The following is a 19,953-nucleotide window of genomic DNA, read 5'->3' as shown; positions in this document are numbered from 1 at the left end:
ACGCCACACGTCTCCGGTATCAAACTAGTTGGATGGAAGATACGGAGAAGCACGACACCATCGCCAAAGTCAGCGACCTGCTCGCCGCACGCTATCCCGACGCACCCCGGCCGCTGGTTGTCCGGGTCGTCACAGAGGAGTATGAAACACTGGATGCCGGCCGGATCCGGACCTACATCCCGACCCTTGTCGAACACGGCGCCAGGAACAAACTCCACCGCGAGTTCGCCCGCCGGAACAGGGAAACCTGACGTCCCGCCGAACCTCGTCCTCAGCTGGTCAGGGTCGCGCCATCTCACTCGCAGGTCCCTGATCGCCTCCGCTGACCGATGATCCCACCGGCCGCGCAACATGCCATGGCGGGACGAGCCGGGTGGACCCGCAGGCTAACGCTTTCGCCCACCGCGATCGTCAGTACGACTTCCTGATCGTGTCCCAGTGGGATGTGGCTGTTATGGCGCCATCCCCAACAGTGGCGGCAGCTTTGGAGTACTTTTCCTTCGAAGCAGCCGAGCTACCGGAGGTACCGCCGATGGATGGCTTGTCGACGTCAATGGTTCTGATCGCCTTGAAATTGTCCTCGGAATCATGCTCGGCCCCAGCCTGTTGGGGTGGATCCAACCCGTCCAGTTCACGGATACGCTCGCCGATTTCGGGCTGGCCATGCTCTTCTTCGTTGCCGGTAACGAGATAGATTTCGCCCTCATCCGCGGCCGGCCCGCCAACCGTGCGTCTGCTGGCTGGGTCAATTCTGGCGGCAGGCATTGGCGCTGGCCTACTCCTGGCCCCCACACCGGAGGCTGCCGTGATCATCGGAGTAGCCTTATGCTCCACAGCCCTGGGTCGCTGCTGCCGATCCTTCGCGACGCCGGAGAATCGAAATCCCCGATCGGTATCGCGGTCACCGCACTCGGTGCGGTTGGGGAGTTCGGTCCCCTCGTTGCGATCTCGCTGTTCTTTAGCGGCCGGCAGCTGGGCCCGGCAACAGCGGTACTTCTCGGGTTTGTCCTCCTGACCGGCCTGGCGATCTATCTCGCGTCGCGCGCACGGTTCCCAGGTCACCAGGACCCTCCACACCAGCGGCCAGTTCGCCGTCCGGTCCGTCATCTTCATCCTCACTGTGCTCGTTGTGCTCAGCATGGTCCTGGGACTCGATATGCTGCTGGGTGCATTCGCCGCCGGCGTCGGTGGAAATGGCGAACGACGGCGGCAGCCGCCACGGCGCGGATCCCACCAGAGTTGTCGGCTGAGTCCCCGGGACGAGGATCCTGACTCTGGACGCTAACCCCTGAGCAGGATGATCAGGCCCAGGATCCCCATCAGCACAACGGAGCCGCTGGTCCAGAAGACGGCAGCCACATCTGAGTGAACCCGTTCCGCCGCGATGCCCCTCACGCGCGCGGAATAGCGGCCGCGCTGTGTGGCGTAAATGCTGACCGCGATAGTGCCCGCCACCCCGATGAGAATCAGAATCCAGAAACCGTAATGAGGCAGCCAGCGCAGGAAAACCAGCGCGGCGGCAAAAAGAGCCGTGCTGGTCCGGCCCCAGGAAAGCACCGTGCGCTCGGGTTGGAGCCCGGGGTCTTGGTGCGTGGGAGCAGCCGGAGCTCCTGGCATCAGTTCAGCGCGATCAGGATGATCACGACGGCTGCAGTGACTGCGCCGCCCAGGCCGAGGAGGGGAACAATAATCGGCAGGGGAAGTGGTTTTCCGTGCCGCATGCTCGACTCGATGGAGACCCACCGCACTGCGGCGCCGGCACTGATCAGCATCCCGGTAGCCACCAGGAACATTGCCAGTGCTTTGCGCAAGGGTTCGGGGAAGGCCTCAATCGCGAAGGCTTCCAGCGCCAGCCCGCCGGCGAGGAAGGCCAGGGCCGTGCGGACCCAAGCCAGGAAGGTCCGCTCGTTGGCCAGAGTGAACCGCGGGTCCGGCTCTTCGCCGCCGGGCAGCACTCTGCGGGCCAACCAGCCGCGTCCTTGATCCGGCTCGGTCATCGTTCTCCTTACGGTGCGGGTTTCCCCATCGTATGCCGCCGGAATAGCTTGCTTCGGTGCCGACAGCTGCCGGCCCTGCCGGATCAGGCCTATCGAATCCCGCTGTCCACAACCAGCGTGATGTGAACGGGCCTGTCCGAGATGACCACAAGCTCGGTAGCCGTCGAAGCGTAACCGCCGGCGTTGGTCGCCCTGATCACATAACGACCGTCAGGCAGCGTCAGATGGAAGGCACCGGTGCTATCGGTTTGTGTTGAGCCCCGGACGGCGTCCCCGTCCAAGGCCACAACCGCGGCCCCTGATACTGGGCGCGGTGGACACTCCTGACCAACACGTTCGACGGGACAGACGGGGGCGGTCAGGACCACCCCGGCAACTTCCCCGGAATGCCCCGTGACCGGACCGCTTGGACTGGTGCACCCGCACAACCACAGGACGGCGGCCAACAAAACCCAGACGGAACACTTCACCTCACTCACCAACCGCCTCGCGTAGGCGTATGTCCCTTTCGGGCATCGTCCGGCATGGCCATTTCGGCCCGCAGGCCGAGGAGTCGGATCGGACGGCCCGCTTCGATTCCTGCTGCGAGGTCCAAAGCCCTCGCGAGGATTTCCTCCCGGTCGAATGTATCGGGAATCTTCCGCCCGTGGTTCTTGGTCTCGAACGGCGCGTACCGAACCTTCAGAGTCAGCCCAACCACGGGGCGTCCTTCAGCCACAACATCCTCAAGGACGCGCGCTGTCAGCTCCCTCACGGCGTCGTACACCTGGGCGGGCTCGGTCAGGTCCCGCTGGAAGGTGGTCTCCCGGCTGTGCCCGCGGGCAACCCACGGAGTATCGTCCACAACACTGGCGCCGTCCCCGCGTCCGAGCTCCGCGTACCAAGGACCCATCCTGGGGCCAAACTCCGGAACCAGGTTCTGGGGGTCGGACGCGGCGAGCTCGGCCACTGTATTGATGCCGAGCTTGGCCAGCCGGCCCGACACCTTGGTTCCGACACCCCACAGGTCCTTGGTGGGCCGACTGCCCATAACGTCGAGCCAGTTCCCGGCAGTGAGACGGAAGACGCCGGCCGGCTTGCCGAAACCGGTGGCGACCTTGGCTCGGACCAACGTGTCACCGATGCCCACGCTGCAATGCAGCCGCGTTCGCTCCAGGACAGCGGCCTGCACCTGCCGGGCGTAGGCTTCCGGATTCTCTGTCTCAGTGCCCATAAAGGCTTCATCCCAACCCAGCACCTGCACGGTGGCGCCGGGCTGCGCTCGCAGGGTGGCCATCACCGTTTCAGACGCCGCGAGGTAAGCCTCCTGATCGACGGGCAGGATCACAGCGTCGGGCACTTTTCGGGCCGCAATGCGTAAGGGCATTCCGGAACCCACACCGAACGCCCTGGCCTCGTAGGATGCGGTCGACACCACCGCTCGTTCAGTGGGGTCCCCCCGACCGCCGACAATGATCGGCTTCCCCGCAAGCTCCGGCCGCCGGAGCACTTCGACCGCCGCGATGAACTGGTCGAGATCGACATGCAGCACCCACCGGATTCCGCTCACGCCACCAGTCTGCCCTAAACATCCCTGCCAAGCATGGGCCACCACCGGGCGTGGCCTCTGATGCCATCGCCAAACAAGCAGTCAGCTAAACCAGGGAATCGTCGACAACAAAGATTGACCTCGGCATTACAGGGGTCTTTCGGCGTCTGATCACCCGTCCTTGGCAAGAACGAAGGTGACGAAGCCCATGACGTCCCGGTGGCCTCGCAACCACATCATTCTTGCCTTATCTAACTCGTCCCGAATTTCTGACGCCGCCTCGTGCTCGGGGTGAGTCACAAGCCACTGCTCCCGATTTCGGAGATGGCCGCACTCGAATTCTTCCCATTCTTGACTGGTTGAGGTCCGCAGATCCAGAACGCGCCACCCAGCGCTGATGACCTTGTCGACAAGGTCGGGAAGGAGTAAAGCATCATCCACTGTTGTCCCTGGCCACATGTGAGCCAACTGATTATCCGTTGGGACAACAGACCAGATCTCGGCACCAAAAACCAGACGTCCGAAAGGGGTGGTCGAGCTGCGAAGACGGGACAGGGCTTCGCTGATCGTCCCAAAAGCTTGGTACGAACCTACGTTGAGCACGAGGTCAGCGCTCTCCGCGCAGTCGGCAGACGATTCCGCCTGGAATAGGGCCCGGTCAGCAAGCCCCCGTTGCTCAGCTGCCATGCGTGCCTGATCAATGTAGGACTCATTAATGTCAATGCCCGTGCCGCTGGTATTCGGCATCGCCTCAAGAATGTCCATGAGCATTCCACCCCATCCGCACCCATGATCCAAGACCGTTCGTGGTCGATTAGTTGCGAGATCGTTGATCAAGCGGTCGAAGGACTGCCGTCCGATCGGCGAATTGGTTCTGAGAACGGACGCTCCGCCACGGGCAGGTGGCGTGTTGGGATCAGTCATGACGCTCAACCTAACATCCGACTGGTAAACATCAATCGCTCTCGCGCACTACCCGGCTCCAATTTCCCTATCGCGACTAATCAGAGTGCACGTCCTGCTACGGCCCAGCCCGGACCGATCTGCCACCATCACCACATTGCCCGGCTGCAAGTAGTCAAGACATTCCGTCCAGCGTCCCCTCTCTTGGGTATTGGTCCTTCTAACTTCAGCCTCACCACTTTGTCGAAACCCAACAAAATCTCGCTTGTAACTGGGAACTAGCGTTTCTTCCGAGGCATTATCCGCAGCTATGCACCCCCAAAGGACTATCGATGACGATGCAGCCAGAGCTCCAGGCCAACCCCGGCCCCATCCTCGAGACCGCCCGGAAGCAGGTTCTGGAGCAGGGCATCGGCCTCTCCGAAAGCCAACTGGTGGAAATCCTCAGGCTGCCGGACCAGGATCTGCCCGCAGCCCTGCAGCTCGCCCACGAGGTGCGGCTCAAGCACTGCGGCGAGGACGTCGAAGTCGAAGGCATCATCTCCATCAAGACCGGCGGCTGCCCCGAGGACTGCCACTTCTGCAGCCAGTCCGGCCTGTTCGACACCCCCGTCCGCGGCGTCTGGCTCGACATCCCCGAACTCGTCAAAGCCGCGAAGGAAACCGCCGCAACGGGAGCCACCGAGTTCTGCATCGTCGCCGCCGTCCGCGGCCCCGACATCAAGCTCATGAACCAGATCAAGTTCGCGATCGACCGGATCAACGAAGCCGTGGACATCAACATCGCCTGCTCCCTGGGCATGCTCACCCAGCGCCAGGTGGACCAGCTCGCCAGCTGGGGCGTGCACCGCTACAACCACAACCTCGAAACCGCTCGCAGCTACTTCCCCGAAGTCGTCACCACCCACAGCTACGAGGAGCGCCTCGACACCTGCAACATGGTTAAAGACGCCGGCATGGAGCTGTGCTGCGGCGCCTTGATCGGCATGGGCGAAAGTCTTGAACAGCGCGCCGAACTCGCCGCCCAGCTCGCGGCCCTCGAACCCCACGAAGTCCCGTTGAACTTCCTCAACCCCCGTCCTGGAACCCCGCTGGAAAACCAGGGCATCATGGACGGCAAGGACGCCCTCCGCGCGATCGCCGCGTTCCGGCTGGCGATGCCCCGGACCGTGCTGCGCTACGCCGGCGGACGGGAGCTGACCCTCGGCGACCTCGGAACCAAGGCAGGCCTCATGGGCGGCATCAACGCCGTCATCATCGGCAACTACTTGACCACCCTGGGCCGCCCGGCAGACGCCGACCTGAACCTGCTCGTCGAGCTGAACATGCCCATCAAGGAACTCCAGAAGACACTATGAACGGGGTTTCGACGAGCTTAACCATCGCTGTTCCCGCGAGCTCAAGCACCGCTGAGTTCTGCGGGCACTGCGGTGAACCGTCCGACGGCGGCGCCAGCCCGGCGTCGGGCGTTCACCACCATTGCGGCGAGCATCTCGCGATGGAGCCGCCGCGGTACTGCGCCGCCTGCCGGCGCCGCATGAAAGTCCAGGTGACTCCGCTGGGCTGGACCGCGGAATGCTCCCGCCACGGCGTGCTCGCACCATGACGACAGCTTCGGCGCAGCCGGGCCTGATCCAGCGGGACCGCGCACGGTTGTGGCACCCTTACGCGCCGGCGTCCCCGGACCTTCCGCTGTGGGAGGTCGAGGCGGCCGACGGCGTGCGGCTGCGGCTTAGGGCCGAGGACGGCACCCGCCATGAGGTGGTTGATGCGATGTCCTCGTGGTGGTCGGTGATCCACGGCTACCGCAACCCGGTGCTGGACGCCGCTGCGCGGAGGCAGCTGGAGAGCTTCAGCCATGTGATGTTCGGCGGACTCACGCACGCCCCGGCGGTGGAACTGGCCGAGCGGCTGGTGGACATGGCCCCTTCCGTGCCAGGGAGGCCGGGTTTGGAGCGGGTGTTCCTTGCGGATTCGGGTTCGGTGGCCGTGGAGGTTGCGCTGAAGCTGGCGGTGCAGTTCCAGACCGCGTCCGGGCACCCGCGGAGGCAGCGGTTCCTGAGCCTCCGCGGCGGGTACCACGGCGACACTTTCGCGGCGATGGGGGTCTGTGATCCTGTGGACGGGATGCACTCCGCGTTCCCGGGCCTGCTGGCGGGCAACGTGTTTGCGCCGCGTCCCCCGGCGGCCGCCTCCGCGACCCCGGAAACCTTGCGTGCGTGGGCGTCCGAACTCGGGGGCATCGCGGCTGCGCATTCCGGGGAGCTGGCCGCGGTCATCGTCGAACCGGTCCTGCAGGGTGCCGGCGGGATGCACACCTACCCGGCCGAATGCCTGACAGTACTGCGGCACGTGGCGGACCGGCATGGGCTGCTGCTCATCCTCGATGAGATCGCCACCGGCTTCGGGCGCACCGGGGAGCTGTTCGCGGCCGATCATGCCGGCGTCGTACCGGACATCATGTGCGTGGGCAAGGCCCTGACCGGCGGGTACCTGACTCTCGCCGCCATGCTCTGCACGGCGGAGATTGCGTCGGCTGTGTCCCGCGGCCGGGCCGGTGCGCTGCTGCACGGCCCCACGTTTATGGGCAACCCGCTGGCATGTGCGGTTGCCAACGCCAGCCTCGGCATCATCGGCGACGGCGGCTGGCGGCCCGACGTCGCACGGATCGGCACCGGCCTCGAATCAGGGCTCGCCCCCGCCCTGGAACTTGAGGCCGTGCAGGACGTCCGGACCATCGGCGCCGTCGGAGTCATTGAGCTGCACAACGCCGTCGACGTCACCGCGGTCACCACCGCGGCCATCCGGCACGGGGTCTGGGTCCGGCCGTTCCGGAACCTCGTCTACACGATGCCCCCGTACGTCAGCACCGCAGCGGACATTGAGCAGATCACCGCAGGCATGACGGCGGCCGTCGCCGAAGTGCACGGGCGCGTCGTACATGAGCGCGTCCCCGCACGGTCCCGAGGCGAGGCATGAGTAACTCGATGACACAGTGGCTCGAGCGGCAGACCGCGGTCCGGGAGCGCCGGGGCCTGGTCCGCCGCCTGCTCCCCCGAGCCGCGGACGAACGGTTCATCGACCTGGCCAGCAACGACTACCTGGGCCTCGCGGCGGACCCTCGGGTTGCCGGGGCCGCTGCGGCCGCCGCTTCGGTGTGGGGTGCGGGCGCCACGTCCTCGCGTCTGGTGGCCGGAACCACGCGGCTGCATCTGGACCTCGAGCAGGAACTGGCCATGCTGGCCGGGATGGAGACGGCGCTGGTGTTCTCCTCCGGCTATCTGGCCAACATCGGCGTGATCACGGCGCTCGGGGGCCCCGGGACCCTGATCGTCGCGGACGAACACTGCCACGCCTCGATGATCGACGGATTCAGGCTCAGCCGCTCCCGCACCGAATCGTTCACCCACAACAGCGTGGAGGAGGTCGGCCGGCTGCTTGCCGGCCGGCCGGAACCGCGCGCACTGATCGCCGTCGAATCCCTCTACAGCGTTCTTGGCGACGAAGCCCCGCTCGCCGCCCTGCTGGCCCTGGCCGAGGACCACGACGCCGTGCTGCTCATCGACGAGGCCCACAGCCTCGGGGTCACCGGCACCGGCACCTTCCAGGGCCGCGGCGCGGTGGCCGGAACCTTCCTTGCCGGGCATCCGAATGTGGTCGTGACCGCGACGCTGTCCAAGGCCCTGGGCAGCCAAGGCGGAGCTGTCCTGGGATCTGCCCTGCTGCGGGAACACCTCGTCAACCGGGCCCGGAGCTTCATCTTCGACACCGGGCTGGCGCCGGCCTCCGCCGCCGCAGCCCTCGCCGCGGTGCGGATCATCCGGGACGAGCCGTGGCGGGCCGGATCCGTCCGAAGCAACGCTGCAGCCCTGGCCGCCGGGCTTGGCCCTGCCCTTACAGCCCGCGGCGCCGCCGCCGAACAGACAGCGGCCGACCGGCCCGCCGTCGAGCAAACGGCGGGGGCCGTCCAGTCCATCACCATGCCGTCCGCCGCATCAGCCCTGGCAGCTGCCGAGGCCGCTCGCACCGCCGGTGTCCGGATCGGCTGCTTCCGCCCGCCGTCCGTTCCGGACGGGATTTCACGGCTGCGGCTCACCGCCCGTGCCACCCTTACCCGCGCGGACATCGACGACAGCTGCGCAGTGCTGCGTGGCATTTTGGAGGAACTTCTATGAACCTGCCCGGCATCATCCTGGTCACTGGTACGGACACCGGTGTCGGCAAAACAATGACGACGGCGGCCCTCGCCGCCGTCCTCCACGGAACGGGGCGCAGCGTCGCCGTGTACAAACCGTGCCAGTCAGGCGCAGCCGACGGCGATTCCGACGCTGCCGAGATTGTCCGGCTCGCCGGCGCCGTGACAGCAGAAACCGGAGTTGTCCTGCAGGAGCCGCTGGCGCCCGTCGCCGCTGCCGCCGTCGACGGAACGCCGCTCCCAACGCTGGCTGCGCACGCCAAGAAGGTCCACGAGCTCGCAGCGTCCCACGACCACGTCCTGGTTGAGGGCGCGGGCGGCCTGCTGGTGGAGCTGGATTCCGACGGCGGCACCCTGGCGGAGCTTGGATCACTCCTCGCGGCCGCATTTGTCCTCGTCGCCCGGCCGGGGCTCGGTACCCTGAACCACACCGCCCTGACCCTCGAAGCGCTGGACGCGCGGGACCTGCAGGTCATCGGCGTCGTGCTCGGCAGCTGGCCACGCAACCCGGACGTTGTGCACCACAGCAACCGGCACGTGCTCGGATCGCTGGGGGTGCCCTTGCTCGGCGCCCTTCCCGAGCAGGCGGCGGATCTGTCCCCGGCGGATTTCCGCGCCGGTGCAGCTGCCTGGCTGAACGGCCTGCCCGCATGAACCCGGCGATGATGACCGCCCGCCCCGTTGAGCCGCTGGTGCCCGGTCCGGGACAGACTGAGAGCCCAGGACAGGCCGGCGGCGCCAGCTGCCCGTACCTCGTGGTGCGGGACCCGGACGCGGTCCGTGAGGTGCTGCACCGTCCTGCCGACTTCAGCCCCGGCAATGCGCTGGTCGCGGTCACGCCCCTGGAAGGACCGGCCCTGCGGGTGCTGCAGCGCGTGGGCTTTGCGTTGCCGCCTGTGCTGGCGAGCAACGACACGGGCACGCACGCCGGGATCCGCAAGGTCGTGGCGGGCTATTTCACCCCCGCCACAGTCGCCGCCATGGAACCACGGATCCGGGAACTGGCCCGGGAAGCGGCACGGAACGCCGCGGACCAACTCGACTCTTCCGGCCACGTGGAACTCGTTCAGGCGGTCGCGGCTTTTCCCCCAGCAGTCGTCATGCTCGAACTCCTCGGACTGCCCGTCCGGGACCTTGCTGACCTCAAGCGGTGGGGCCTGGACTCCATGGAGCTGTTCTGGGGCTGGCCCGACGTGAACCGCCAACTCGAACTGGCCCACAGCGCCGCAGATTTCTACGTCTGGCTTCGGCAGCTCGTTGCGGAATCCAGGGCGGCCCCCGGACAGAACCTGTTCAAATCCCTGGCCGACCACGGCCTGTCTACGACTGAAATCTGCTCGCTGGGCTACTTCCTGCTGATCGCCGGACAGGAAACAACCACCCAACTGATCAGCACCACGCTGTTCCGGCTCCTGGAAGGGTCCGCGCCCGCGGGCTGGAAGGACGCGGCATCCGACGCCGGTTCCAGGGCCATGGTCAGACACGTGCTGGCCATGGAATCATCCGTCCCCACGTGGCGCCGGGTGGCAGCCCACAACACTAACCTCGGCGAAGTTCTGATCCCTGCCGGCACCGAAATCCTCCTCGAACTGAGCGGCAACCACATCACCTCACCGGCCAGGCATGAACTCCAGTCCTCGGCTCCAGGGACGGCTCCGCAGGCGGATCTGCCGGGGTCCTCTGCGTCCCCGGGCCTGGTGTTTGGATCAGGCATCCACCGCTGCCTCGGCGCCAAGCTCGCCGAACTGGAGGCCGCCATAGTTGTCCAGGAGACCGCCACTGCACTGCCGGACGTACACCTGCAGGACCACCAGCCCGATTGGATCCAGCTCCTGTCCTTCCAGGCACCCCGGACCGTCAGTGTGGCGAACAATCCAGGTAACTCTGCGCGTTATTCGTAAGATATTCCTGCCCCGTGCTGCTTCTAGACGGCACTGTTGACGCGACAGGTGATGCAGGTTACCCGGCGGAATGCGTCCCTCGAGTCCGTAGAGTCCAGGAGTGTGGTGTGAGCGTCGGGCCGGTGGAACAGCCGGAGGTGACTTCCGTCGGTTATTAGGGTATGCGGTTGGCGGCCACCCGACGTTGTCCAGGGAGAGGGCCCGGGACCGTTGCTGTCCTTTCGCTGTTAACTGACAGGCGCCACGACGTCCTCAAGCATCGACCTGTCGAAAAAACGGACCTCGCCAGTTGCCTCGAAGAACACCGGAACCACTGACGTGTTCGGGTCTTTGGACGTTTCGTAGATGTCAGGTCCGCTTCCATGCTTCCGGGCGATTGTTCCAACCAGCCCGGTACCGCGAACGCGGACGGTCCGATATTTGTAGCTCATGTTGACCCCTTCGTCGACTAGGGCAACCCTACTCCTGAGACGTATTCGCAGGACCCATAGGAACAGTCGAGGCACAGGAATCGCCAAATTCATTCTGCTCATCCGTCGATCCTGATCTGGATTTCACCCAGCTGGTGTTCGTGCCCTTCAGCATTCTCCAAGCCGCCTACTTTGCCGCCGGGGATGGCTGAACCTGGCTTCCTCCTACTGCGGCTGGGTCGCACTGCCCCGCACAGCAGGTCGAAATTCTGTGAGAATGCCCGCTCAGGGCCGGAAGACACATACAAAGGGCTGCTGGTGCGCCATAGTGACGGCATGAACGCTGCGGCGAGAAAACCCGACCGGATTCTCATCGCAATCCTTTCCGCAATTGGGCTGTTGGTGATCGTGGCGCTGGCAGTCGTTTTTACACGCGGCCAGCCAGAGGCACTGGACGGGTCGACACCCCAGGGAGTGGTCCAGCGTTACAGCACCGCGGTCATCGACGGCGATACACGGCTACAGCCAATTCCTACCTCACGGAAGCGGCCAGTTCCTTGTGCTCTTAGTGTTTGCGCTGCTGCTTGTCGGCTGCGCTGCAGCCCTCGGGCTCGCGCCGATCAACGTCGTCGTTGTTGACGACCGGGCAGGAGTTCTTGACCGCAACACCCTCGTCCCGGCCATCACTGCGATCGAGTTCCAGAGCCCACCAAGGTGGCTGTGTATACCTACAACGGGAGCACCGCGGACAACCTGAACGAGGAGGTTCTCAGGTTCGCCCGCGCGGAACACCCGGACTGGATCAGTCCCGACGGGCAGAAGTGGGCCGACGGGCTCTTCATCTTTGCGCTCGATCCGGTCGGCCGGCACGTGGGCACCTATATGGGCGAGGACCGCAAGGTCTCGCTGGAACAACGGGATGACATCCAAAATGCCGCAAAGGACCTCCTGCGGGACGCCCAATGGACGGACGGGACCATCGCAGGAGTCCGGCGCGGTGCCGAACTGATCAACCTGCCCTGGTACCGGTCCACGGCATTCCAGGTCGCTGCGTGGATGACCGGCGCCGAGTCCTCTTCCTATGGCAGCAGTGTTCTGGAGAAGCACCGCAATTTCCTCAACCGGTACAGCGCCACCACCGGGCTCGAACCGGGTCCATGCCCTGACACCGAAGGCGTTGGGCCGCCGGTCGAACCTCAAGCTGGTGCGGGAGTACGCAGATGCGGCGGCGGAACTGGACGCCCTGGACGACGTCATTGCCGACAGCAACGCGTTGCTCAACAAGCTCACTGCCTGGCCCACAGCTTGGGACCGGCAGCTGGCGCCCTTCCGCAGCGATCTGGCGGGCGTGGAGCAACTGCTCAGCAACCGTCACGGGCAAGGTGACTCCGCCACCGCCGCGGCCCTCAGATCCTTCCGTGACGCGAGCCTGCCCGAGCTCGAGCGCTGGCCGCAGAACTCGCGGACGGCACGATCACACCGGAGACTGCCTTGGACCGGTTGCGCGACGGCCGGAGCCATCTTTCAGTTCTCCTGATTAACCACGCAGAAACCGTGATCGAGGGTTTTACCAAAGCTCAGATTCCCGGACAGACCCGGGAAACATCCGTAGGCAGTTCCGTTCGCCTGCGAGTGCGCATATGCTCGGCACACGGCTACCGCTAATGCGAGCTGCAAACTAGGAACAACCAGGGGATTCACCTTCGAGGGAGAATGATCATGGATGCGGAAGCAAAGGTTCTTGTCGGTGTGGACGGTTCGGAATCGTCCATTCAGGCGCTCCGTCTCGGGGCGCAGTTGGCGCCGGCCCTGAACGCCACCGTTGTCGCTATTGCCTGTTGGGATTTTCCAGAGATCTACGCCGGATATGTTCCGCCCGATTTCGCCCGGTTTGAAGCGGCTGCGGCGAAGACTCTTGCGGACGCCTTGGAAAAGGCGTTCGGTGAGGAGACTCCGGAAAGACTGACCTCGCAACTGGTCCGCGGACCGGCTGCGGCGAAGCTCGTCGAAGCGGCGGCCGACGCTTCATTGCTGGTGGTTGGACGCCGGGGCCACGGGGGTTTCCTTGGCATGCACCTCGGCTCCGTGAGCTCTGCGTGTGTTGCCCACGCGGACTGCCCCGTCTTGGTGCTGCATGCCGAAAGCAGCCACCGCTCCCATCATCTATGGAGGGGCTCCAAGGCGAAATGACAGCCTCCCGGAAAAGCCGGGATTCCGCCTCTCAAGCCGTAAGACACGGCTTCTCACACGCGAACCGGGTCCCTCTCACTGCGCCGCTCCATCCACTCGGTTACCGGATTGGTCGAACTCGTGGCCTTCGATTTCGTGGCGGATTTCGGCGGCAATGGGGTCCAGTTTCCGGTTGGAGTAGCTGACATACCAGCCGGTGATGGCGAACGTGGAGACGAACTGCAGCAGGCCCAGGATCAGGCCGACGTTGATGTTGCCCCACACTTTGGTGGACATAAACTCGACGGCGTAGTCAGCCAGCAGGACGTAGGCGAAATACCAGAGCAGGAATGCAATGGCCATGGGAAAGACAAAGCTACGGTGACGTTTGCGCAGTTCCTGGAACCGCTCTGTCGACTGGACCTGTTCGAAGTCCACGGACGCCGCTGCTTCCGGAGTTTCGGCTTCGTTACCCATCGTTCCTCCTCATTGAGACTTACAGTCCACACCGGCTGAACAGACGTCCGGCCAATGTGACCGCTCTCACTGTTGCGCGTGGCGGCGCCGTTCCCATTGTCTCGCATAGCCCCGATTTAGTCTCGCCCCTACTGCGACATCAGCCGAATTGAGGCGCACAGAAAAGGGAACTATCTCGGAGATCATCGCGCCAACCCAGCCGTTCCAAAGCCATAATCACCGCCTTTGAAACTGAGTATCAGTTGACTTGACACTCAGTCTCACTGTAGAACGGTGACATGGTTCCTGACAATGTCGTAGAAACTGCCTCACTCACGGGCGCTGCCGTCGACGCCGGCAAGTCGCCCGGAAAATCGGCGCAGGCGTATGCCGCGGCCCTACTGGACACTCAACGGCAGCGGCCGGCGGGCGCACCCAGCGCCGATCCGCGCCCCGTCCGAAGCGTTGGCGTAATCGGGGCCGGGCTCATGGCGAGCCAGCTTGCCCTTGTTTTTGCCAAACAGCTCGGCGTTCCGGTCCTGATCACGGATCTTTCCCAGGCAAAGGTGGATGGCGCGCTTGGCTGGATCGCCGGGCACTTGGAGAAACTGGTGAGCCGGGGGCAACTCAGCGAAACGGCGGCCCGCGACCTGGGCAGTCTTGTCCGCGTCACCGTGGATAAGCGCGAGTACCGGGACTGCGATGTGGTCATCGAGGCGGTGTTCGAGGAGTTGGCCGTCAAACGCGCCGTCTTCGCGGAGATCGAGCCACTGCTGCGCACTGATGCGCTGCTCCTGACGAATACGTCGTCCCTATCCGTCGCGGCGATGGGCCACGGCCTCGCCCATCCGGAACGCCTGGTGGGACTGCATTTCTTCAATCCGGTGGCTGTGCTGCCGCTCGTGGAAATCATCAGCACTGAAAACAACGACGACGTCAGCGTCGCCACCGCTTGTTCGCTTGCCCGGCTTCTGGGCAAGACTGCGGTCCTGGTTACGGATACGCCGGGCTTTGTGGTGAACCGGATCCTGACCCGGCTGTTCTGCGAATTGCTGCAGGTCATTGATGACGGGACGGATATCGAACTGGCGGACCATGCCCTGGACCCGCTCGGGCTACCTATGACCCCGCTGACGCTGCTGGGTTTCATCGGACCCGCCGTTCAGCTGCACATCTGCGAGACCATGCACGCTGCCTACCCTGACCGGTTTTATGTCAGCAGCAGCCTGGCAGCCATTGCGGATGCCCGGCTGCGCGGCTACCTGGCTAAGTCCGGCACGGCGCTTCCCGAGGCGGCCGCCCTGCTGCCGTCTGCCGATGCCGGAGGTTCAGTGCCGGCACGGGACGCGGAGGCCATCAGGGCACGGATATTTGAAGCCCTGGCCGAGGAGGTGGGCCTGATGCTCGCCGAAAAGGTGGTGGCCGGTCCGGCGGAAGTGGATTTGTGCATGCTGCTGGGCGCCAACTTCCCCCAGCGTCTGGGGGGCCTCACCCCGCTGCTAGACCAAAGCGGCGCCTCCCGGCGTGTGTGGGGTAGGGATTTCCACCCCGGGTCCGGCTTCGCCTGATAGCCCGGGCCGCGCGGCCCGCCTCAAACAAGCGCCGCCACCTCCGCGCCATTTCTCAATTCCTCCCCAAAAAAGGATGTAAGCCCATGCCCGACTATGACGTCGCTGAACCGCTGGACACGGACTACTACTCCGTATTCGCCAATATTTCTGCACCCGACCGCGAAGCGTGGAGGCGTGCCCGGGATTTCACCGCGGAGGCCCTGCCGCAGATGAACGACTACTGGGAACGGGCCGAGTTCCCCGCCCACCTGGCGAAGCGGATGGGCACCATGAACCTCCTGGCCGATGGCATTGACGTACAGGGCCTGGAGTCCATGTCCGCGCTGGCAGCCGGCCTGGTCAACATGGAGGTCTCCCGCGGGGACGGTTCCCTGGGCACTGTCATCGCAGTGCAGGGCGGCCTGGTACTGCGGTCGATTGCCCTTTTTGGCTCCGACACCCAGCGCCGGACCTGGCTCGGTCCGCTGGCCCGCGGCGAAAAGCTCGGTGCCTTCGCCCTGACGGAACCGGACCACGGCTCCGATTCCGTGGCACTGGAAACCACCGCCTCGCTCGACGGGGAGGTCTACGTCCTCAATGGCGAGAAGAAGTGGATCGGCAACGGCTCCGTAGGCGATGTCACGGTGGTCTGGGCACGCGATGACGACGGCGATGTCCGCGGTTTCCTGGTGGAACAGGACCGGGAGGGTTACGAGGCCGAAACCATCACCGGAAAGGCTTCGCTGCGCGCAATCCACCAGGCCCGGATCAAGCTCAACAACGTCCGCATTCCAAAGGCCAATCTTCTCCCCGGTGCCCGCACTTTCAAGGACACGTCCGAAATCCTTGTTGCCACGCGTTTGGGGGTGGCCTGGTCCGCTCTCGGCCACGCCACCGCCGTCTACGAAGCCGCGTTGAACTATGCCACGCAGCGGACACAGTTCGGCAAGCCGCTGGCAAAGTTCCAACTTGTCCAGGAGCGACTGGCGTACATGCTCTCGGAGCTGACCAGCATGCAGCTGCACTGTTTCCACCTCGCGGGGCTTGATGCGGCCGGCGAGATGCGCCCCACCCAGGCCTCGATGGCGAAGTACCACAACACCCGCAAGGCCCGCGAGCTGGCGTCCATTGCCCGCGACATGTTGGGCGGCAACGGCATCCTGCTGGAAAACCACGTGATCCGGCACCTTCTCGACATCGAATCCATCCATACCTACGAAGGCACGCAGAGCATTCAGACCCTATTGATCGGCCGCGATGTCACCGGACAAAGCGCCTTCGCCTAAGGATTCGCCATGACCACAATTGAGCTTCCCAATGAAACCCCACTGAGCCCCCTGCGGTTCCTGCAGCGCTCCGCCGAGGTGTTCGGACAGAAGACGGCGATCATCCACGGTGACCGCTCCTATACTTACCTGGACTTCGCTGCCGAAGCCCAGGGGCTGGCCAAAGCGATCAAGAGCAGGATCCAGCCCGGTGACCGGGTGGCCTTCCTGTGTCCTAATGTGCCGGAACTGCTGATTGCCCATTACGCCGTCCCCCTGGCCGGCGGCGTCCTGGTGGCCCTGAACTCGCGGATGTCCGCCCGGGAACTCCAATACATCCTGGAGCATTCCGAAGCCAGGCTGCTGTTTGCCGATTCGGAACTGCTGGCCACCGTGGCGGGAATGGACCTGGGCCTGACACAACTGGCTGAGGTGATCGAAGTGCCTGACAGCACCATCCCGTATCCGGAGGTCCCGGCAGGCATCGGCACTACGCAGTACGCAGACTTCCTCGCCGCGTCCGGACACCAGGACGCAGATCTTCCGTGGAGCGTAGAGGACGAACGCGCCCCGATCACGCTCAACTACACCTCCGGCACCACGGGCAAGCCCAAGGGCGTGCTGTATTCGCATCGCGGTGCCTACCTGAACTCGCTCGGGGAAACCTTCCACAATCACTTCACCGGCGACACGCGCTACCTCTGGACCCTTCCGATGTTCCACTGCAACGGTTGGTGCACCACTTGGGCCGTGACGGCGGCCGCAGGCGTCCACATCTGCCTGCGAGCAGTGCGCGCCGACGCCGTCTGGGACGCCATCGACACTCTCGGAGTCACCAACCTCTGTGGCGCCCCCACGGTTTGCAGCATCATTGCCGGCGCACCCCAGGCCCACGAGCTGAAGGTGCCGCTGCGCATCACGACGGCGGGCGCACCGCCGTCGCCCGCGATCATCACGTCCCTGGAGTCAATCGGGATCAGCGTGGTCCACGTTTATGGGTTGACCGAGGTGTACGGCCCGTACACGATCTGTGAGCATCAAACAGAGTGGGATGATCTTTCCGCCCAGGACAGGGCCGTCAAGATCTCCCGCCAGGGGGTGGGGATGCTGCAGGCCGAGACGGCGCGCATCGTGGACCTGGACATGCTCGATGTCCCGGCCGACGGCGCAACGCTGGGCGAAATCGTGCTTCGGGGCAACAACGTGATGCTCGGTTACTTCAAGGATCCCGAGGCCACGGCCGACGCCTTCCGCGGCGGCTGGTTCCATACCGGCGACCTCGGCGTGATGCATCCCGACGGCTACATCCAGCTCAAGGACCGGGCCAAGGACATCATCATCTCCGGCGGAGAAAACATCTCCACAATTGAGGTGGAGCAAGCCATAATGAGCCACCCGGCAGTGCTGAACGTGGCCGTGATCGGCGTCGCGCACGAGAAATGGGGCGAACGCCCGGTGGCCTTTGTCATCCGCAGCAGCTCCAGCTCGGTCACGGCCGAGGAGATCCGCTCGCACGTCAAGGGCCTGCTCTCAGGATTCAAGGTTCCGGACAGGATCCTTTTCCCCGAAGAGCTCCCCCACAACTCCACCGGCAAAGTCCTGAAGTCGCGCCTACGTGCCCTGGACCTCAGTGCCCCCGCCCCCAGCAAGGAACCCACCAAATGAGTAGCCAGGACATAGTTGTTGTGGGCGCGGCCCGCACCCCTCAAGGAAAGCTGATGGGCCAGCTGGCTTCACAAAGCGCTGTGCAGCTGGGCGCCGCGGCCATCGCCGCGGCCCTGGAGCGCTCCGGGATCGGACCGGCGTCCGTCGACGCGGTCATTGTGGGTCAGGTCCTGACGGCCGGCGCGGGCCAGAACCCCGCGCGGCAAAGCGCCGTCGCGGCAGGAATACCGCTCAGCGCCCCCGCCGTCACGGTGAACAAGGTCTGCCTCTCCGGGCTGAGTGCCATCATCCAGGGCGTCCGGTTGCTCAAACTGGGCGAGGCGGATGTGGTGGTCGCCGGCGGCCAGGAGTCCATGAGCCAGGCGCCGCACGTGCTCACCGGCTCGCGCGCCGGCTACCTCTACGGCGGCATTACGGCCGTGGACTCGGCCGGCCATGATGGGCTCACGGACGCCTTTGACCACGAGCTCATGGGCATTGCCACGGACCGCGCCAACTCGGACCTTCAACTCTCCCGCGAGGCGCAGGACAACATCGCGGCGCTGTCCCACCAGCGGGCGGCCGCGGCCCGGGCAGGGGGAATGTTCAGCGCCGAGATTGCCCCCATTTCGGTGCCACAGAAGCGCGGCGCGCCCGTACTGGTAAGCGATGACGAGGGCGTCCGCCCGCAATCCACGCAGGAGGTGCTGGCCGCGCTGAAGCCGGCCTTCACCGCGGAGGGAACAGTCACGGCCGGAAATGCTTCACCGCTGAGCGACGGCGCCGCCGCCGTCGTGCTGGTGACCCGCGCGTACGCCGATGCCCACGGGCTCGAGGTGCTGGCCGTCGTCGGGCCCGCCGGGCAGATCGCCGGGCCCGACACAACACTGCCGGACAAGCCGGCACAGGCAATCACCGCGGCCCTGGCCCGCGCCGGCTGGACGGCCGGGGATCTTGACTTTGTGGAGATCAACGAGGCCTTCGCCTCGGTGGTGGCCCACTCCGCAGCAGCCCTGGGCGTCGGTTTGGACAAGGTGAACGTCAACGGCGGAGCCATCGCGATCGGACATCCGATCGGCGCCTCCGGAGCCCGGCTGGTGGTCTCGGCCGTCCATGAGCTGATGCGGCGCGGGAGCGGCAAATCCGCCGTCGCGCTTTGTGGCGGCGGCGGACAGGGTGACGCGCTGCTACTCTACCGGGATGGCATCAGTGGCTAATTTCCGTTCCGGCGTGGCCGAGGCCGCGCTGGATCTGTTCACCGACAATGGCTACGACCCGACCAGCGTGGACGATATTGCCCTCGCTGCCGGAATCTCCCGCAGCACCTTCTTCCGTCAGTTCCGCGCCAAGGAAGACGTGATCTTTGCGGACCACGAAGCCCTGCTCGCCGAGCTGACGGTCTACCTGGCAGCCAGCCATCCCGATCCGTGGGAGGCTGTGTGCCAGGCTGCAGAGCTGGTCTTCGTGAAATTTTCCGAACGCCGGAAGCTGTCCCAAAAGCGCTACCACGTGGTGCAGGCGGTGCCCGCGCTGCGGGACCGGGAAACGATCATGGTGTCCCGCTATGAACGGCTTTTCTCGGACTACCTTCGCCAGACACTGCCGGGCATATCAACTCTTGATGCAATCCGGTTCGCCGCGGCTGTCACCTCAACCCATAACTATGTGCTGCGCGAAATGATGCTGGACTCCGCCCGCGGTTCCCTCCAGAACCTGGAACACGAACTGCTGGCGGTGCGCCGTATGTTCGGGGTACTGCCGCAGGGCGACCCCGCATCCGTCCCGGCGGGGGACGACCTGGTTGTGGCCGTTTTTCCCCGCTCGATACCCACTGCTGAGCTGGCGCGTCGCATCCAGGACAAGCTCGACGGCCGCTCCGTCTAGCCTGCTCCACCCAGCTGCTCAGTCCAACTGCTCCATCTAACCGGAGAAGGG

21 protein-coding genes and 1 pseudogene are annotated in these 19,953 nt (G+C 65.0%); 15 read left to right on the top strand and 7 right to left on the bottom strand.

What is annotated here, in order from left to right; genetic code table 11:
* The first annotated feature begins 32 nt into the window (after positions 1–32).
* Together NIBR502772_RS12830 and NIBR502772_RS12825 are read left to right on the top strand one after the other, a co-directional pair.
* Positions 33–251 (top strand): three-helix bundle dimerization domain-containing protein, encoded by a 219-nt coding sequence (locus NIBR502772_RS12830; protein WP_141140492.1) that lies wholly within the window; start codon positions 33–35, stop codon positions 249–251.
* A 337-nt stretch (positions 252–588) separates the two neighbouring features.
* Positions 589–1,272, top strand: coding sequence for a cation:proton antiporter (locus NIBR502772_RS12825; RefSeq protein ID WP_246848508.1), 684 nt, complete (start codon positions 589–591; stop codon positions 1,270–1,272).
* 9 nt (positions 1,273–1,281) lie between these two features.
* Here the strand turns inward: NIBR502772_RS12825 and NIBR502772_RS12820 are convergent, their stop codons facing one another.
* The 5 genes from NIBR502772_RS12820 to NIBR502772_RS12800 all read right to left on the bottom strand — a co-directional run bounded on the left by NIBR502772_RS12820 (position 1,282) and on the right by NIBR502772_RS12800 (position 4,449).
* Complete coding sequence (locus NIBR502772_RS12820; protein WP_141140491.1) at positions 1,282–1,617, bottom strand: DUF202 domain-containing protein; 336 nt, start codon at positions 1,615–1,617, stop codon at positions 1,282–1,284.
* Positions 1,617–1,997, bottom strand: a complete 381-nt coding sequence (locus tag NIBR502772_RS12815; protein WP_141140490.1) for a YidH family protein — start codon at positions 1,995–1,997, stop codon at positions 1,617–1,619. The genes NIBR502772_RS12820 and NIBR502772_RS12815 overlap by 1 nt, the downstream gene beginning before the upstream one ends.
* An 89-nt stretch (positions 1,998–2,086) precedes the next feature.
* A complete protein-coding gene (locus tag NIBR502772_RS23115) occupies positions 2,087–2,284 on the bottom strand; it encodes a carboxypeptidase regulatory-like domain-containing protein (RefSeq protein ID WP_168223542.1) in 198 nt (65 codons plus the stop codon).
* 188 nt (positions 2,285–2,472) lie between these two features.
* On the bottom strand, positions 2,473–3,528 hold the full coding sequence (locus tag NIBR502772_RS12805; protein ID WP_141142062.1) for a DNA polymerase IV: 1,056 nt from the start codon (positions 3,526–3,528) through the stop codon (positions 2,473–2,475).
* 168 nt (positions 3,529–3,696) lie between these two features.
* Positions 3,697–4,449, bottom strand: a complete 753-nt coding sequence (locus NIBR502772_RS12800) for a cyclopropane-fatty-acyl-phospholipid synthase family protein (RefSeq protein WP_141140488.1) — start codon at positions 4,447–4,449, stop codon at positions 3,697–3,699.
* A 311-nt stretch (positions 4,450–4,760) separates the two neighbouring features.
* Here NIBR502772_RS12800 and bioB point away from each other — a divergent pair, with 311 nt between their 5' ends.
* The 5 genes from bioB to NIBR502772_RS12765 all read left to right on the top strand — a co-directional run bounded on the left by bioB (position 4,761) and on the right by NIBR502772_RS12765 (position 10,524).
* Positions 4,761–5,786 carry a biotin synthase BioB gene (bioB, locus tag NIBR502772_RS12790; protein WP_246848507.1) on the top strand — a complete coding sequence of 342 codons (1,026 nt, stop codon included), beginning with the start codon at positions 4,761–4,763 and terminating at the stop codon, positions 5,784–5,786.
* Positions 5,787–6,030: 244 nt separating this feature from the next.
* The gene (locus tag NIBR502772_RS12780) at positions 6,031–7,407 is read left to right on the top strand and encodes an adenosylmethionine--8-amino-7-oxononanoate transaminase (RefSeq protein ID WP_141140486.1); all 1,377 of its coding nucleotides are present in this window, start codon (positions 6,031–6,033) and stop codon (positions 7,405–7,407) included.
* Positions 7,408–7,415: 8 nt separating this feature from the next.
* Entirely contained in the window at positions 7,416–8,603 is a 1,188-nt protein-coding gene (locus NIBR502772_RS12775) for an 8-amino-7-oxononanoate synthase (RefSeq protein ID WP_141142060.1), read from the top strand.
* The gene (gene bioD / locus NIBR502772_RS12770) at positions 8,600–9,277 is read left to right on the top strand and encodes a dethiobiotin synthase (RefSeq protein WP_141140485.1); all 678 of its coding nucleotides are present in this window, start codon (positions 8,600–8,602) and stop codon (positions 9,275–9,277) included. The genes NIBR502772_RS12775 and bioD overlap by 4 nt, the downstream gene beginning before the upstream one ends.
* Positions 9,274–10,524 (top strand): cytochrome P450, encoded by a 1,251-nt coding sequence (locus NIBR502772_RS12765; RefSeq protein ID WP_246848505.1) that lies wholly within the window; start codon positions 9,274–9,276, stop codon positions 10,522–10,524. The genes bioD and NIBR502772_RS12765 overlap by 4 nt, the downstream gene beginning before the upstream one ends.
* A 227-nt stretch (positions 10,525–10,751) precedes the next feature.
* Here the strand turns inward: NIBR502772_RS12765 and NIBR502772_RS12760 are convergent, their stop codons facing one another.
* Complete coding sequence (locus NIBR502772_RS12760; protein ID WP_104061341.1) at positions 10,752–10,955, bottom strand: hypothetical protein; 204 nt, start codon at positions 10,953–10,955, stop codon at positions 10,752–10,754.
* A gap of 693 nt (positions 10,956–11,648) precedes the next feature.
* On the opposite strand from NIBR502772_RS12760, the pseudogene NIBR502772_RS22785 reads away from it, so the two are divergent.
* From NIBR502772_RS22785 to NIBR502772_RS12750, 3 genes and pseudogenes are all read left to right on the top strand, one after another.
* Positions 11,649–11,942, top strand: a pseudogene (locus NIBR502772_RS22785) (DUF5129 domain-containing protein); the annotation flags it as partial.
* Between the two features lie 73 nt (positions 11,943–12,015).
* Positions 12,016–12,471, top strand: a complete 456-nt coding sequence (locus tag NIBR502772_RS22780; RefSeq protein WP_246848504.1) for a DUF5129 domain-containing protein — start codon at positions 12,016–12,018, stop codon at positions 12,469–12,471.
* Between the two features lie 182 nt (positions 12,472–12,653).
* Positions 12,654–13,124 carry a universal stress protein gene (locus tag NIBR502772_RS12750; protein ID WP_141140484.1) on the top strand — a complete coding sequence of 157 codons (471 nt, stop codon included), beginning with the start codon at positions 12,654–12,656 and terminating at the stop codon, positions 13,122–13,124.
* Positions 13,125–13,199: 75 nt separating this feature from the next.
* Here the strand turns inward: NIBR502772_RS12750 and NIBR502772_RS12745 are convergent, their stop codons facing one another.
* The gene (locus NIBR502772_RS12745) at positions 13,200–13,580 is read right to left on the bottom strand and encodes a DUF485 domain-containing protein (RefSeq protein ID WP_141140483.1); all 381 of its coding nucleotides are present in this window, start codon (positions 13,578–13,580) and stop codon (positions 13,200–13,202) included.
* Between the two features lie 278 nt (positions 13,581–13,858).
* On the opposite strand from NIBR502772_RS12745, the gene NIBR502772_RS12740 reads away from it, so the two are divergent.
* The 5 genes from NIBR502772_RS12740 (at position 13,859) to NIBR502772_RS12720 (ending at position 19,902) form a co-directional block, all read left to right on the top strand.
* A complete protein-coding gene (locus NIBR502772_RS12740) occupies positions 13,859–15,127 on the top strand; it encodes a 3-hydroxyacyl-CoA dehydrogenase family protein (RefSeq protein WP_141140482.1) in 1,269 nt (422 codons plus the stop codon).
* Between the two features lie 86 nt (positions 15,128–15,213).
* Entirely contained in the window at positions 15,214–16,395 is a 1,182-nt protein-coding gene (locus tag NIBR502772_RS12735) for an acyl-CoA dehydrogenase family protein (RefSeq protein ID WP_141140481.1), read from the top strand.
* A 9-nt stretch (positions 16,396–16,404) separates the two neighbouring features.
* Positions 16,405–18,039 carry an AMP-binding protein gene (locus NIBR502772_RS12730; protein WP_141140480.1) on the top strand — a complete coding sequence of 545 codons (1,635 nt, stop codon included), beginning with the start codon at positions 16,405–16,407 and terminating at the stop codon, positions 18,037–18,039.
* A complete protein-coding gene (locus NIBR502772_RS12725; RefSeq protein ID WP_141140479.1) occupies positions 18,036–19,235 on the top strand; it encodes an acetyl-CoA C-acyltransferase in 1,200 nt (399 codons plus the stop codon). Before NIBR502772_RS12730 ends, NIBR502772_RS12725 begins: the two co-directional genes overlap by 4 nt.
* The gene (locus tag NIBR502772_RS12720; RefSeq protein ID WP_141140478.1) at positions 19,219–19,902 is read left to right on the top strand and encodes a TetR/AcrR family transcriptional regulator; all 684 of its coding nucleotides are present in this window, start codon (positions 19,219–19,221) and stop codon (positions 19,900–19,902) included. Before NIBR502772_RS12725 ends, NIBR502772_RS12720 begins: the two co-directional genes overlap by 17 nt.
* Positions 19,903–19,953: the final 51 nt, after the last annotated feature.

The sequence above is a fragment of the Pseudarthrobacter sp. NIBRBAC000502772 genome (assembly GCF_006517235.1).
Taxonomy (GTDB): domain Bacteria; phylum Actinomycetota; class Actinomycetes; order Actinomycetales; family Micrococcaceae; genus Arthrobacter.
The sequence above is the reverse complement of the archived record's forward strand: the minus strand, read 5'-3'. Positions and strand labels throughout refer to the sequence as shown.